The organism is Parabacteroides caecihominis, from assembly GCF_023656785.1.
Taxonomy (GTDB): Bacteria; Bacteroidota; Bacteroidia; order Bacteroidales; family Tannerellaceae; genus Parabacteroides; species Parabacteroides segnis.
The window spans coordinates 17,448-33,560 of the sequence record NZ_JAMOKS010000054.1; the positions used below are offsets into that span (position 1 = coordinate 17,448).

Consider the following 16,113-nt stretch of genomic DNA (forward strand, 5'->3'; position numbering starts at 1 on the left):
AATTCATCAAAATGAACGATATTAAAGTAATGAACAGAGCAGCGGACAATATCCGCGTCCTGGCTGCCTCAATGGTAGAAAAGGCTAAGTCCGGTCATCCGGGTGGTGCAATGGGTGGTGCAGACTTTATCAATGTACTATTCTCAGAGTATTTGGTCTATGATCCTAAGAACCCGGAATGGGAAGGCAGGGATCGCTACTTCCAGGACCCGGGACATATGTCGCCGATGCTTTATTCAGCCCTCGCCCTGACAGGCAAATTCACCATGGAAGAACTGTCTATGTTCCGCCAGTGGGGAAGCCCGACTCCCGGCCATCCGGAAGTTGACATCAAGCGAGGAATCGAAAATACCTCAGGTCCGCTGGGACAAGGCCATACATACGCTGTAGGTGCAGCTATCGCCGCCAAGTTCCTGAAAGCCCGCCTGGGTGATGTAATGAACCAGACTATTTACGCATACATTTCCGATGGCGGTATCCAGGAAGAAATCTCACAAGGCGCCGGTCGTGTTGCCGGAACACTGGGACTGGATAACCTGATCATGTTTTACGACTCCAACAACATCCAGCTTTCTACAACCGTAGAAGAAGTAACGGCTGAAAATGTCGCTATGAAATATGAAGCATGGGGTTGGAAAGTGATCAGCATCAACGGAAACGATGTAAATGAAATACGCAAGGCTCTGGACGAAGCGAAAGCCGAAACCCAGCGTCCTACCCTGATCATCGGTGGTACCATCATGGGTAAAGGTGCCATGGGTGCCGACAAGAGTAACTACGAAAACAAAGTATCTACTCATGGACAACCCCTGTCTGCCGCCGGTGCATCCATCGAAGAAACAATCAAGAACCTGGGAGGTGATCCTCAGAACCCCTTCTCCGTATTCCCGGAAGTTGCCGAACTCTATGCAAAGCGTGCCAAAGAACTGGAAGCTATCGTAGCTGAACGTTATGCCGCTAAAGACGCATGGGCCAAAGCTAACCCGGAACTGGCAGAAAAGATGAAATTCTGGTTCTCCGGAAAAGCTCCTAAATTGGATTGGGAAGCTATCGAACAGAAAGCAAACCAGGCAACCCGTGCCGCATCCGCTACCGTATTAGGTGTACTGGCTACAAAGGTTGAAAATATGATCTGCTCATCCGCCGACCTGTCCAATTCGGACAAGACAGACGGCTTCCTGAAGAAAACACATTCATTCGTGAAAGGCGACTTCAGCGGTGCCTTCTTCCAGGCAGGTGTTTCCGAACTGACAATGGCTTGTGTATGTATCGGTATGTCACTGCACGGCGGTGTGATCGTGGCTTGCGGTACCTTCTTCGTATTCTCTGATTATATGAAACCGGCAATCCGTATGGCAGCCTTGATGGAACAACCGGTGAAGTTCATCTGGTCGCACGACGCCTTCCGTGTTGGTGAAGACGGACCTACTCACGAACCGGTTGAACAGGAAGCTCAGATCCGCCTGATGGAAAAACTGAAGAACCATAAAGGACACAACTCTATGCTGGTTCTCCGTCCGGCCGATGTCATTGAAACGACCGTTGCATGGAAGATGGCAATGGAAAATACAGCCACTCCTACCGCTTTGATTCTTTCCCGTCAGAACATTACTGACCTGCCCGCAAAAGGAAACCGTTACGACGAAGCCTTGCAGGCCGAAAAGGGTGCCTATATTGTAGAAAGCGATGAAAACCCGGACGTTATCATGGTCGCTTCCGGCTCGGAAGTCGCTACATTGGTTGAAGGAGCAGCATTGCTTCGTGCCGATGGCGTGAAGGTTCGTATCGTATCAGTTCTGTCTGAAGGGCTGTTCCGCAACCAGAACAAGGAATACCAGGAATCTGTTATTCCGACAGGAAGCAAGATATTCGGTCTGACTGCCGGTCTGCCCGTCAACCTGGAAGGTCTGGTCGGAGCAAATGGCAAGGTTTGGGGTCTGGAATCATTCGGATTTTCCGCTCCTTACAAGGTGCTCGACGAAAAACTCGGCTTCACAGGACAGAATGTATACAATCAGGTAAAAGAACTATTAGCATAAGAAAACATAAGATAAAGTAAGCCCTATGGTTGCACCGGAAGGAACCGGACGGTTCCCGAAGGCGGAACCCCGGCGTTCCTACTACAGCGAAGCCTCGGTTGCATCGGCAGGAACCTCTACGGTTGCTGCAACGGGAACCAAGATGGTTGCATCCGGCGGAACCATAGGGTTACTTGTCTACCTCTAACAGATAAAGATGAAAACACTAGGTTTATGTTGTGACCATGCAGGTTACGAGTTAAAGGAGTACGTAAAACAAATACTGGATTCTAAAGGACTACCCTATAAAGATTTCGGGACCTGCTCTGCAGACAGTTGCGATTATCCCGATTTCGCCCATCCATTGGCCTATGCAGTAGAAGCCGGAGAAGTATATCCCGGAATAGCTATCTGCGGCTCAGGAAACGGTATCGCAATGACTCTGAACAAACACCAGGGAATACGGGCCGCTTTATGCTGGCAGGAAGAAATTGCACGACTGGCTCGTGAACACAATGATGCCAACATACTTGTCATGCCCGGTCGGTTTATCAGTCAGGAGGAAGCTAAACGCACCGTCGAGGCCTTTTTGAACACCCCGTTCGAAGGAGGTCGACACATACGACGTATTGACAAGATCCCGTTGTAAAAACAACGGGATTATCATATAGAACATTCTTATAAATACTAAGAAGAAGTTTAAGCATCAAACCATCAGATCGTTTCTGAACTTCTCTTTCTTCTGTTTCGTCAGGAAGTGGCGGGCAGACATGGGAAAGAGTTCGAGGAGAAGCATCTCCTTTTCATTCTCGGCTACCAGGATACCGACTTCATCAATGACAGGGTTCTCCTGCATTTCATAATCTGAGGCATCATAAAGTTGTTCTTCCCGCTTGCCGGTTATTTGCAGGCGAAAGTCAGAGTCGACAGGCAACGGGGTTTTCCCATAATCTCCGCGGATCAGGGAGATAAAGGGGTAAACGGGTTTGCTGTATAACGGGCGGCCGTTCAGTTCATCGAGGGCACAGGAGACTGCCTGCGAAGCTATAACCTGACTGACCGGCGTCACCAAAGGAGGCAGGCCGGCATCCATCCGTACCCGGGGGATTAATGACATCGCTTTCTCCAATAACTCGGGATGGTCCTGCTGCTTCAGCAAGGCAACTATCTGATTGTACATGTTGGCCGGGATCTGCGATTTCTGGACCATTTCGTTGGGTTCGGGGAAGTTGAAGTATTCTTCGATGGCACGGCAGAAGATAATCAGGTCGTCTTCCTTGTCTTTGCGGGCGGCTTCGATAGCATCATTGAAAAAGCGGTCGATCTCGGTAGGTAACTTATCGGTCAGGGGATTGAAAGGATTGGGTAACTCGCGGGAGGAGTCGTAGGCTTTCAGTTCCTTTCGTATTTTCAGGAGTTCGGCGTTGATGCGGGCGACGGCTTCCATATCGATTTCCAGCTCGATACCCATCTTCTTGCAGAAGACGTAGACCAGCTCGATGGCGGGGGCACAACAGCCTCCGGCAAAATACCAGATATTCGTATCGACAATATCGACGCCGTTGACAATAGCGGCAAGCATCGAAGCCAGGCCGTATCCGGCAGTACAGCGGGTGTGGAAGTCGACGGGAGATTTCAGGTTCTTCTTGAAAAGGCGTATCAGTTCGGCAGTCCTTGCAGGAGTGATGAGTCCGTTGGCATCTTCGAGGGTGATGATGTCGGCCCGGAAGTTCTCCAACTGCTGGGCTTTTTCCAGGAAATAGTCGTTCTTGAAGACCGGCTTATGAAGGGGACGTCCGTGGAAGGCGGCTTCGATCCGTTCGAGGGCAGAATGGTGAGGGTCGATGGCGTAGCAGACGGCACAATCGGCCATTCCACCGTAACGGTCGGTGTATTTGATGGCTGGCTTCATATTGTCTATATCGTTCATGGCATCGAAAATACGCATGATATCAATTCCTGACTCGACAGTGTTGCGGCATACGCCTTTGACAACATTGTCCGGGTAAGGATTGTAGCCGAACAGGTCGCGTCCGCGACATAAGGCTGCCAGTTTGGTGGTCGTACCTACTGCGGCTTTGATCTTTTCCACTCTTTCCCAGGGGTCTTCGTTCAGGTAGCGCATGGCGGCGTCGGGCACTGCCCCACCCCATACTTCCATCGCATAGAAACCAACCTCTTTATAGAAAGGTAGTACACGGTCGATTTGTTTCTGCGACATGCGCGTTGCACAAGCTGACTGCTGACCGTCACGGAGGGTGAGGTCACGGATTAATAGTTTACGTACCATAATTGTGTTTTTGTTTAGTTTGTTTTCTTTACTTTTCCCTTGATGGAAAAGTAACAAAAGATCAAAGTAGCGAAAGGGATGCAGCCTTGATCTTTTGCCTACTTTTCTATCAAGAGAAATGTAGGTCTCATTTCTGATTCCACCAAAGCGGTGTTGTCACCACGTCGGGGCCGCCCAACAGCTCTAAGGCTTTTTGATATCCTTCCAGGTTATTGGTCTGGATATTGGCCGGATAACGGTAACGTTTCGGGTAGAAATCGAGGCGACACTCCTTGGCTGTTGCCATTGTCAGGGGAACCTGGTTCAATGGGTTGTAGTCTTTTTCTACAGCCTGGTTTTCAAAGAACGGAAGACCAAGACGACGATGATCGCTCCATGCTTCTTCGGGTAACCAGGGTACCTGTGCGATATATTTCTGGGTAAGAATCTTTGTCAATGCGTCGTTGTTGTAAGCACCGCCGCGGTAGATTGAGTTCTTCGGGAAGTTATAAGTCATCGTCTTGTTTTCCTTTGTATAAGGATCGACATAATTGACGGTATAAGGCTTCGCTTCCGTTGTATGGGTGAAGCTGACGGAGGTACCTACCCGGTTATAATCCGTAGAGGACAGGTATTGAGAAACCTGGCTTTGCAGGCCATGATATTCGAAGCTGGCTGTGATGCCGCTTTCGTAATTCGACTGGGCAGTGCCCGGTACTGTCCATCCTTTCAGAGCGGCTTCAGCTATCAGGAAATAGCTTTCCCACGGGCCGAAGAAGACGCGCTTCTGCGTATTCATACGGTATTGCTTTGCCATGGAAGGATAGTTGTAGTTCTTACCGGTCAAGGCGCTGACAAGGCCGGACAGGTTATTCCATTCACCGGCTACCCAGGTACCCCAGGTATAACGCGGGTCGATCGTGAGCATCGGTTTGGAGTTATCGTTCGGGTCCATTAATTCAACGGGTTGCACTTCGCTGGCTGCACCGATATAGTCGGAATAAACCACACCGTCGTTCCAGCCTACTACGCTGAATAGTTTCGGTGCGCGGGGATCTACATACTGCGGAATGGCATCAAAATAGAATCCGGCACACGGATCGTTGGTATTCAACGGGAAATGCTTGTTCAGATAGAGTCCCATATAGGTGTGAGGATCTTTCAGATGGCTCTTTAAGGAATCAGGAAGAGGAAATTCAATACCTCCAAGTCCTTCGGCCAGGTTCTTGAAAGTCACAGACATAGGCTGTGCATTCCAGGTACGCGACATGACACCTGTCAGGTCGTTCCAACCATCTTTCTCCTGTACGCCTGCCAAATCATCCAGCGAAGAGATAAAGGTTTTGCTTGCCGCATCTTCAAATTCGGTCTTTGCCAGTTCGGGCGATACGGCCGAAATACGCATGGCATAACGCATACGCAGGGAGTTGGCATATTTCTTCCACTCATTGACATTTCCGGCATAGAAAGCATCCTCGCCTGCCATCGGCTCCATATTGATAGAAGGATCGAGAGAGGCTTCAGCTTCTTTCAACTCTTTGAGGATGAAACCATAGATAGCTTCTACACTGTCGTATTCGCCGGGTACGCCGGTAAAAGCCGACAAAGCCGGGATAGGTCCGAAGCCATCGGATACTTCAGCGTTCAGATAAGCACGCCAGATACGGGCCATCTGAACCACATTTTTATAATAAGGATATTGTTCGGCTTCGCCTGCCTCGATCTTCTTTTCTCCCAGTTCGATAGCCTGGGTAGCCTTGTTGAGCCAGCCTACAGCATAGGAGTTGCTGAGGTAGAGGGTGATATAGTCGTTGTTGTCCGTACCGATCGTGAATCCGCTGCCCCGGTTAAAGCGAGCGGCACGATTCCATTCAGCAATGAAGATACGTTCGGCAATCTCGGGATTCATCTGCGCCCCGATGATGGAGGCATTGAGAAACCACTCCGGCTTCACTTTGTCTTCGCCCACTTGGTTAGGGTCTTCATTTATCTCCTGAAAATCGTTACAGGATGTAAACAAAGCGGCTATCGAGAACATGCCTGCCAGTAATATATTTTTGGTGTTCATCTTGTTTTATTCTTTATTGTTCTTATTTACTTATCATCTTTAGATTTGTTATGGGTGTCACAACAGTACTGTATAGGGTGTCGCAACAAGAGTGTTTACGATGTCCAAACAGGAGTGTTTATGATGTCCAAACAAATTCAATCAGAAATCGCATTAAAATCCTACCGTTACATTAAACGTAAATGAACGGCTTGTCGGAGCTGCTCCATTCTCGAATCCGGTAGCATTCGTATTGGTTGCCGAAACGGATTCAGGGTCGATGCCCGGCAGGTTATAATGGATCATCCAGACGTTATTGCATGTTGCAGACAAACGCAGGCGCTGGAACGGAGTATCTTTCAGCATTGCTTTATTGAAATCATATCCCAACGTAATATTACGTAAACGGATATTCGTTGCATCGTATGTGTACATTTCCGGCAAGCCGTAATTACCGGTCGAACCGATACGTTCCCAATAATTCTGATGGGTGACGGGTACTTTATTTTCCGTATAGCCGTTGGGAGTCTGGACAACCGAATTAGGGACAATAAAGTCCTGACGTTCGCCGTTTACAACTGTCCCGGCCGCATTACCACGGGTGTACAGGTTGGAAGCGGTTGCTGAATAAAGGTCGCCGCCGATACGGAAGTCCACCAGGAAACTCAGGTTGAAGCCTTTGTATGAAAAGCTGTTCGTCCAACCCAGCATCCAGTCGGGACTCTGGTTACCTACTTTCGATTTGCCGGTCGTGATCAACGGAAGTCCGTCTTCACCGACAATGATCTTGCCGTAGTTAGGATCATTCTTGTCTTCCACACGTTGAAAGGTTTGCCCGTAGATATCACCATAATAACTGCCCTGCACGGCTACGATCTGGATGGCATCCAGCGTTTTTATATCATACAGGGTAACGCCCGGATAGAGATCGATGATCTTGTTTCGGTTTAGCGAGAACTGTGCTGTCGAGTTCCAACTTAGTCCTTTGGGATTGTCGAGAATCAATCCGTTCAGAGAGATTTCAACGCCTTCATTCTGAATATTACCGGCATTTACCTTGCGGGAACTATATCCGGAGAAGGGGTCCATCGGCAAGTTCAGCAACTGGCGGGTGGCATTGGTTTTATACCAGGCGGCATCCAGTCCGAGGCGATTATTGAAGAAGCGGATATCGAAACCGGCTTCCCATGATTTGATCAACTCGCTGCGCACGTTGGAGTCGTAAAGTACGTTTCCGGGAGCGGCTGTCGTATTGCCATTCTCATCCTTACCGACCGTGAAGTTATTGTATAACTGATACGGATCAAGGTCGTTACCTACTTCGGCATACGAAGCTCTTACCTTGGCAAACGTAAACCATTCAGGCATCTGCCCGCCCAGTTTAGGCACCATGTCGGAGATTACTCCGGACAGGCTGACCGAGGGATAGAAATAAGAACGGTTGGCTTTCGACATGGTAGATGACCAGTCGTTACGTGCCGTAATATCCAGGAACAGATAGCCGTCCCAATTCAATTGCAACGATCCGTAAAGTGAATTCATCTTCCGGCGGATCAACTCGGAGGTCACCGTGGGTTTGTTTATACCATTGTTCAGGGAGAAGAGGTTCGGCACAAGCAATTCACCGGCCGAGGCATTCATCTTCGTTCGCCTCTGTATCATCAGGTTACCACCGAAAGTAACGAAACCACCCAGGCGGTCGATCAAATTATCTTTATTGGCGGTAGCCAGGAAACTGTAGTTATTTTCGTAAAATGTCTCGGAACCTTCGCTGTATAAACCGCTGGGGGTTGTATTACCTCCGGCATATACTTTTTCGTTCTTAGTCGTTGTATAATAGTCCGTACCGCCTCTCAATTCGACATTGAACCAGTTAGTGGGAGCGTATTTCAATGCGATGTTACCCAGCAAACGGTTACGGGTATCGTTGTTCTGGCGGTATTTGGTCACCCAGTACGGGTTTTCCTGCGGGTTCTTCGAAGCGTCCCACCAGATCATGTTTCCATCTTCGTCCACACTATTCTTAAAGTCAGCCACATTCAGCGAACGGGGCAGGTTATAGATCGTGTTGAAAGCATTGGAAGGGTTGACACCCTGGATCGGGCGGTTGTGGGCATTCAGATTGATATAGTTCACTTTGGCATCTACCTTCCACTTTTCGGCTTCGTCGAGGAAAGTGGTGGCACGCAAGGTGATATTCGTTTTGTTCAGCTTCGACTCCGGAGTAATACCTGCATCATCCGAACGGTTGATGGAAGAAAAGACCGACGTTCCTTTTATATTCTGCTGGAAACTGATACCTTCATTAAAAGAAGTACCGGTATTAAAGAAAGCATCGATATTATCGTACGTCCTCAAAGGAACCTGGCGTCCCATCCAGTCGGTAACCGTCTGTCCTTCCGCCTTCGGTCCCCAGCTCAATCGCGACTGGTTATCGTAAGCGCCGACCGATCCTTGTCCGAAGCTGTTCTGCATATCCGGTTTCAGGAAAATCGACTCGGTAGTGATACCAGCATTGACTGTTATACCCAGCCCTTCATTCTTCTTTCCCGACTTGGTCGTAATAAGTATCACCCCGTTACCGGCCCGGGAACCGTACAAGGCCGCAGCCGAAGCACCTTTCAGCACAGTCATCGACTCGATATCTTCGGGATTGATGTCGGAAAGACCGTTACCCATATCGGCACCGGAGTTACCCCATACATCATCGACCCCGCCTGTGAAGTTATCCATCGGCGTACCGTCGACAACGATCAGCGGCTGGTTACTACCGGTCAGCGAGTTATTACCACGGAGCACAATCTTTGAAGACCCTCCCACTCCATTACTGGAGCGTACGATCTGCAAGCCGGAGACTTTACCCGACAAAGAATTGGCCAGGTTTGGTTCGCGTGAAGAAAGCAGTTCGTCACCTTTCAGTTCCTGCATGGCGTAACCCAGTGCTTTCTTGTCACGTTTCATTCCTAAAGCAGTAACAACGACTTCGTCCAGTTTCTGGGCATCTTCTTCGAGTTTAACATTGAGAGCGGTTTGTCCGGTGTAAGGAATATCTTGTGTGGCAAAGCCAATGAAAGAAATTTGGATAATGTCTCCCTTCTTTACACCTTCCAGCGTGAAATGGCCGTCCATATCGGTCATCGTCCCGTTTGTGGTACCTTTAATTACAACAGAAGCCCCTGCAACGGGTCCGAACTCGTCTTCCACTGTTCCCGTAATCTTCGTATCCTGTTGGGAAATGTCAATAGCAGGATTCCCGGTATTCGGATTGGCAACGGCGTTTCCGGTAAAGCCCAACGCGCCCGCCAGGAGAATCATGCTGACAGATTTGAATCTTTTCAACATACTGATGTTTTTTGTTTAATTTATTAGATCTATGCATTTGGCGTCAACCAATGTCATTTGGTAATATAAACAGAAAGAAACAAGAGTTGTTGCAAGATTAACATTGGGGAAGAAGGTTGATATCTCTTCCTCATTCTTTTACTAAATCAATAAATAGGAAACAATTCAGGGGATGTAGAACTATCCTTCTCTACATCCCCTGAATCATGAAATAATATTTTTTTAGATATACTTACATATTAATGTAGAAAAACATACACTCTATAAACCCATGCAATAATTAGATAATTCTATCACTTGCTCCGGATTTTTCATATTTATATTATGTTCTTTTATATAACTCCTGATTAGCTCCTCTTTACCGGGAAAAAGCTTTAACAGCGACTTCTCATTGCGGAACTTAACAGGTTTATCAGTACGAAAAAACCAGTAATCATTGTCATTGATTTCTTCCATTATATCCGGATTTTCTACCTTATAATAGCCCTTGTTATAAAAACTGGTATTAATAGAAGTTGTCGTCGTGCTCTGGTTTGCATAGCCGTAAGCTCCTTGCCTGCCTTTATAAAGTTCTCTCAGTGACCAATTGATATACAAATTGCCATTAGGCATTTCTACCACCTCCAGAAAATTCCGGCTGTATGGGATAAACTTATGAGAAGCAATAAAGACGGTATCGATCGCCTGTGTATTTGTTAGGATCATGATCTCATCCTGTTGTTTAAATTTCATTTTCCTGTTACTTCCGTCATAATTCAACCGGGCATTTGTCTTTGCTCCGTTTTTCATTAATACGACTCCCTGGGTGAAATCATCCAGCAGATAAATAGACTTCTTTTGTGCATAACCGGCCTCAGTGATAAGCGAGATCAATAAAATGATGAATGTGATCTGATATTTCATATTTATTTGTATGATTTAAAGACAAAGAGGGAAGAATATTGATAATCCTTCCCTCTTCTTTATTATTTATCTATTTACAAAGATATACCTTTAAAAGTTAGGACCTTCACCAAAGTTAGGTGCTCCCTTATCATACCATACACGTTCACGGTTCAATGTAGCCGGATCTTGTGTACCAGTCGTAAATCCTTGTGCTTCATAAGCAGTCTTCTTTATATTATACATCAAATCACTCTGAAGCGGAGTATTGATAGTCCAACGACGCGGGATCTGGAAGTTTGCATCGTCATCTGTAAAGTTTTCCCATGCCAATACTTTACTATCTTTCATAGGAACACCTGAACGACGAACCTGTACGAACTGTTCATTCGGGAACAACAGGAAGTGAACATACTGCTGGATATATACTTTTTCCAACTGTTCCTTTGTAGAACCGGTCAGTTTGTATTTCTCGTTTGCAAGCAAAGCATCGATTTCACCATCTTCCAGTTTGATAGTCTTTTCAAACTCTTTGTCATATACACTAGAATAATACGGAATCTGATTCAAAGAAGCCAGTTTGTCATATTCCTGAACAGACAGACGGATACCTTCCTGATAATAGCTTTCAGCCGAACCAGGCAAGTTAGCACCCAGCAATTTCAGTTCGGCCAGATACAAAGCTACTTCTGCAGAAGAGTAATGTAAACCATACCATGCACGGTCCTGATCGTCGATCGTAGCAGAAACACCCGGAGCATCAGGGAAAGTATAGTCTTTCTGACCCTGCAACATTTCACGGTTCATACGAGCCAACGGATAATACTGCTTTTCACCACCGTCTTCTGTAGGCAGTTTAAATTTGTCGTAATTGAAATAAGCGTTGTTTATTTCAGCATTTTCTCTGGCAGAAGTCTGCACCGGACTACCGAAGTAACGAACCCAAGGTTCACCCGGAGCTTTCCAACCTTCAAATTTACCGTCTTTGATCTCAGCCACTTCTTTAATATAAGGAGGCAGTTCTTTCTTATTATCCAGGAAAGCCTGTACCACTTTAGAGTTAAAGTCATTCTTCTGGAAAATAAAACGAACACGCGGGTCTTTATTGTCAACCAGGAAGTTGATCAGTTGTTTAGAACCGATACCTTTACTCTGCCCATCCAGTACATCATCTCCGAAGTGATATTCCTGAGAACCTTTGCAATAGATGAAATCATCATCCAAACCTGACATGATGCCAGCCTTATTATTCACAGCTTCTTCAGCAATAGCCAGTGCCTTTGCCTTATCAACATGCAACATACGAACGGCTATCTTCAATTTCAGGGAGTTGGCGAATTTAGCCCATAACTTGGTGTCACCTTTGTAAACGAAATCCTGTGCATCCAACTTCACCTGGTTAGGTTTGTCTGCCAATAGCACGTCGATCGCTTCATTCAGTTGATCCAACCAAATAGGGAACAATTCTTCCTGACTTTGGAAAGCCGGGGTCAGGATCTCTTCATGCAATCCTCTGCCCGCTTCCGTATAGGCGATTGAGCCATACATATCCGTACCGAAGATACCCAGATATACCAATAACGGATTTGCCAGGACATTGATATTTTCATAAGTAGCCCGTTCGTTCTCATCCATTAACGATAACACATGCTTGATTTCTTCAGCATATAACTTCACATTAATAACCTGGCTCTGCGATCCTTCAAAAGCACCCATCAGGTTCAAAGAAGAAGTATTACCGCCATCAGGCACATTAGCTTGCGTCCAACGCAATGTATAAGCCAGATTATTATAAAACCATTGCTGGTATTTCGACGGTTCGAATTCACTTAACATCTGTGTAAACAAATAGCGCACATCTGCTTTCGTGATAGCAGACTGGTTGGTATTTGTTTTAGCGAAATCGTCCTGGCACCCCGGAGCTACCATCAGAGAAGTTCCTAACAGGGTTGCTGCTAAAAAAGATTTATATCTCATAATTTGCTTCATTTATTAATTAGAAATCCAAATTGATAGTGAACATATAACTGGATGTGATCGGGCTGTTTGAACGTTCACGGAACTCAGCCGATTTGTTACTACGCACACTTTCCGGATTAATATTGTTTGGTAATGAGTTATACAGATAACCCAGATTTCTTGCACTGAATGACAGGTTCAGTCCCTTTGCACCTATTTTAGAGGCGATGGTCTTCGGTACGCGGTATCCTAATGTGATTTCGCGTAATGCGATATAACTCAGGTCATGTACCCAGTAATCGTTTATAGTACCAGTGCCCCACTGGTTGCTCCAATAGTGATAATCAGAAGCATGTACCGGTTCCAAATATCCCTTATTCACAGCATCAGCAAAACTCATGCCGCCCAAGTCGCGTTTAACACCATCTACACAAGTAGCCATTGTACCAGCTTCGAATACACCTTCAGGAATCACACCGTCATGGAATGTCATACCCTTAGAATCTCCGTAGTTTGAAGTCCAGGTAATACCACCATGTTCTTCATCACGGAAGTCCAAAGAAGATTGGGTAAATCCATAAGCCTGTCCGTATTTATTAGAATAAGAAGCTACCTTTCCACCGATACGGGCATCTAGGGCAACACGCAAACTCAGGTCTTTCCAAGTTACGCCTGTAGCAATAGAACCCATAAACTTCGGAACCAGGCTACCTACTTCTTCAGCAGTGCCGCTACGTTGAGCAAATGCAGAACGATAAGAATCACGCCATGTCAATACGGTTTCACCATTTTCATTCTTTTTAGGCATTGCATCAGACATCAACATACCATAAGAACCACCAACAATCGCAACAGAACCTACACGGTAGTTACCATAAGCCACATCACCTTCCAAGGCAATATAGTTTGCTACGTTCGGGTGAAGTTCAACGATCTTGTTCGAGTTCTTTGTAAATGTGAAGTCCAATGTCCATTCCCAGTCTTTGTTCTTGAAAGGAATCGTATTCAAGGCTATTTCAACACCGGAGTTCTGGATATTACCTGCATTGATCAACTGTTTGCTGATACCTGATTCGGACGGGATAGCAATTGTCATGATCTGATCAGTCGTATTTTCCTTATAGTAAGTCGCATCCAAGGCGATACGGCTGTCGAATATACGCCAGTCCAAACCGATTTCCCATGAATTTTTACGTTCAGGTTTCAGGTTCGGGCTAAACAGTTTCTTATTATCATCATTCCAATAGTTCGTAAAGATATTGGAACCATCCGGCTGCAATAAAGAACCTAATGTATAATAAGAATAAATAGAATACGGACTGGCATCGTTACCTACCTGTGCCCATGAACCACGGATCTTAGCCAGGTTGATCCATTCAGGCATTTGATCACGGAATGTTTCATTGATCAACCATGATCCGCCGATAGACGGATAGAAATAGGAGTAGTTACCCGTTCCGTTGGTATAGATCAAACCGGAAGACCAGTCATTACGTCCTGTAATATCCAGGAACAACTGGTTTTTCCAACTCAGGTTCACAGCAGCTACCGCTGAAAGAATACGTTTTGTATTTTTAATTTCTGCCGTCGTTTTAGAGGTATTCAAAGAGTTACCGACAAAATACTGACCGGGAACAGCCAGACCACCATCTGTTTTAGATGTCTGAGTAGCTGCACTTGTCGTATAGTATTCACCACGAAGGAAACCACCGATATGGAAATCCTTTACATCTTTGTTAAAGGTGAAAGTTCCGCCAAAAGTAGTCTGCTTATTATATTCCTGACCCATTTCGTAAAAACCGCCTTTGTTATTGTAGCCTTCGCCTAATTGTTTATCTTCCCAGCTGGTATAATAATAGTTCATATTACCTTCAGCACGGAAAGACAACCAGTCTAACATCTTAACATTGATCTCAACAGTCGGACGAACAACAGTTTCCTTACGGGTTTTATCGTTATTGTCTATCTTAAACCACAAACTCTTACCCGGCACACTACCATACTTATCGCCATAGTCATTGCTGGCCAGACCAGTATGATGGTCACCCAGATATTTATCGCGGAAATAATTAGTATCGTACATTGTTGAATAAGTTCCGGTTGCGAAACTTTCACCAATATTGATCTGTGCGTTCTTCGGTGTAGAGTTTGCAAAGCTGATAGAAGCATTTACATCTACACGGTTACTGATTTTATGAGAACCTTTCAGCAACAAAGAGTAACGTTCAAAATCATTATTTTCAACAATACCTTTAGCCTTCTTGTAAGAGATAGAAGAAAAATAATTAGTTGTTTCGTTTCCACCGCGAACAGACACATTGGTATTTGAGTTCAACCCGGTCTGGTAAGCATCCGACATATTGCTCTCAATCGGTGAATACGAAGTCATTGTGCCATCGTAGTTCTCAATCTGACGACCGTCATAACGCGGTCCCCACAACATGGTTGAAGCACCGATAACGGTTCCCTCCCCTCTTGAGTTCAAACGGAATTGATTCTGATCCCATTTCTTATAGCTACCGTCCGCATTCACTTCTCCGTAGCTGATATCTCCACCGATCGTTCCGGGGCCATAAAGCATTTGACGCTCCATACCTCCGTGTGCACGATCCAGACCGAATGTCTGAGAAACAGAAACACCGAAACCGGTAGCACCTTTACCACTCTTAGTCGTGATCACAACTGCACCGTTCAAACCACGTGAACCGTACAAAGCAGTAGCGGCAGCACCTTTCAATACAGATACAGTTTCAAAGTCATCCGGGTTCAGGTTCTTCAGCATATTACCGTAGTCATTAGCATTCGAATCCCAGTCGGAAGAACCGGTACCAGACAAATCATTCGACAGAATAACGCCATCCACAACATAAATAGGCTGGTTGTTGCCGTTCAAAGTGGAAGCCCCACGAATTTGAATTTTAGTAGCACCAAACATACCGCCATCAGAAGATGCAATTTCAACACCAGCCACTTTTCCTTGCAAAGAAGCTACCGGGTTAATAGCATTTGTTTTCAATTCATCACCTTTCAATTCAGTTACAGCGTAACCCAAGGCTTTTTCTGAGCGTTTCATACCCAGGGCAGTTACAACCACTTCATCCAGTTTCTGGGTATCTTCTGCTAATTTAACAGAGATAGTTCCTTGCCCAGTGTACTTGATTTCCTGAGTTGCATACCCAATAAAAGATATCTGGATGATATCTCCACTTTTCACACCTTCCAAAGTAAAATTACCGTCCATGTCGGTAATGTTACCATTTGTTGTTCCTTTCACTACTACAGATGCTCCGGCAACGGGACCGAATTCATCCTCAACTGTTCCCGTAACTTTTCCGTCTTGCTGGGAAATACTAGTTCTCGGCCCTGCTGTAACCGTATCCGCAGACGCATATCCGGGGATACCTAGTGTACCGGCTAACAGCAATAAGCCTACAGGCTTAAAGTTTTTCAACATAATTGATGGTTTTATTTGAACATTAATAGACAATGTTTTGGCGAAACAAAAGTCTGTTCTTTATTTTGGATATAACTTTACAAAGCGATTTAGAGCCTGGCGTATATTTAGTTGGCGTTATTACCTTAGTTCTAAAAGAACT

The 16,113-nt window shown here is 45.8% G+C and carries 9 protein-coding genes; 3 read left to right on the forward strand and 6 right to left on the reverse strand.

From position 1 onward, the window contains the following. Positions 1–11: 11 nt before the first annotated feature. The 3 genes from NBH14_RS26695 to rpiB are packed head-to-tail and all read left to right on the forward strand — an operon-like array spanning position 12 to position 2,667. On the forward strand, positions 12–2,039 hold the full coding sequence (locus tag NBH14_RS26695) for a transketolase family protein (protein ID WP_186959191.1): 2,028 nt from the start codon (positions 12–14) through the stop codon (positions 2,037–2,039). Between the two features lie 25 nt (positions 2,040–2,064). Next, entirely contained in the window at positions 2,065–2,226 is a 162-nt protein-coding gene (locus tag NBH14_RS26700) for a hypothetical protein (RefSeq protein ID WP_186959190.1), read from the forward strand. A gap of 9 nt (positions 2,227–2,235) precedes the next feature. Next, positions 2,236–2,667 carry a ribose 5-phosphate isomerase B gene (gene rpiB, locus NBH14_RS26705; RefSeq protein ID WP_186959189.1) on the forward strand — a complete coding sequence of 144 codons (432 nt, stop codon included), beginning with the start codon at positions 2,236–2,238 and terminating at the stop codon, positions 2,665–2,667. A gap of 57 nt (positions 2,668–2,724) precedes the next feature. Here the strand turns inward: rpiB and NBH14_RS26710 are convergent, their stop codons facing one another. From NBH14_RS26710 to NBH14_RS26735, 6 genes are all read right to left on the reverse strand, one after another. Continuing rightward, positions 2,725–4,308: a hydroxymethylglutaryl-CoA lyase-like TIM-barrel protein gene (locus tag NBH14_RS26710; RefSeq protein WP_186959188.1), complete on the reverse strand. Its 1,584-nt coding sequence runs from the start codon at positions 4,306–4,308 to the stop codon at positions 2,725–2,727. A 127-nt stretch (positions 4,309–4,435) separates the two neighbouring features. Beyond that, positions 4,436–6,355 (reverse strand): SusD/RagB family nutrient-binding outer membrane lipoprotein, encoded by a 1,920-nt coding sequence (locus tag NBH14_RS26715; RefSeq protein WP_186959187.1) that lies wholly within the window; start codon positions 6,353–6,355, stop codon positions 4,436–4,438. A 153-nt stretch (positions 6,356–6,508) separates the two neighbouring features. Further along, positions 6,509–9,676, reverse strand: coding sequence for a SusC/RagA family TonB-linked outer membrane protein (locus tag NBH14_RS26720; RefSeq protein WP_186959186.1), 3,168 nt, complete (start codon positions 9,674–9,676; stop codon positions 6,509–6,511). A gap of 261 nt (positions 9,677–9,937) precedes the next feature. Further along, positions 9,938–10,579: a hypothetical protein gene (locus NBH14_RS26725; RefSeq protein WP_186959185.1), complete on the reverse strand. Its 642-nt coding sequence runs from the start codon at positions 10,577–10,579 to the stop codon at positions 9,938–9,940. Between the two features lie 90 nt (positions 10,580–10,669). Beyond that, on the reverse strand, positions 10,670–12,535 hold the full coding sequence (locus NBH14_RS26730; RefSeq protein ID WP_186959184.1) for a SusD/RagB family nutrient-binding outer membrane lipoprotein: 1,866 nt from the start codon (positions 12,533–12,535) through the stop codon (positions 10,670–10,672). 19 nt (positions 12,536–12,554) lie between these two features. Next, positions 12,555–15,971, reverse strand: a complete 3,417-nt coding sequence (locus tag NBH14_RS26735) for a SusC/RagA family TonB-linked outer membrane protein (protein WP_250817898.1) — start codon at positions 15,969–15,971, stop codon at positions 12,555–12,557. Positions 15,972–16,113: the final 142 nt, after the last annotated feature.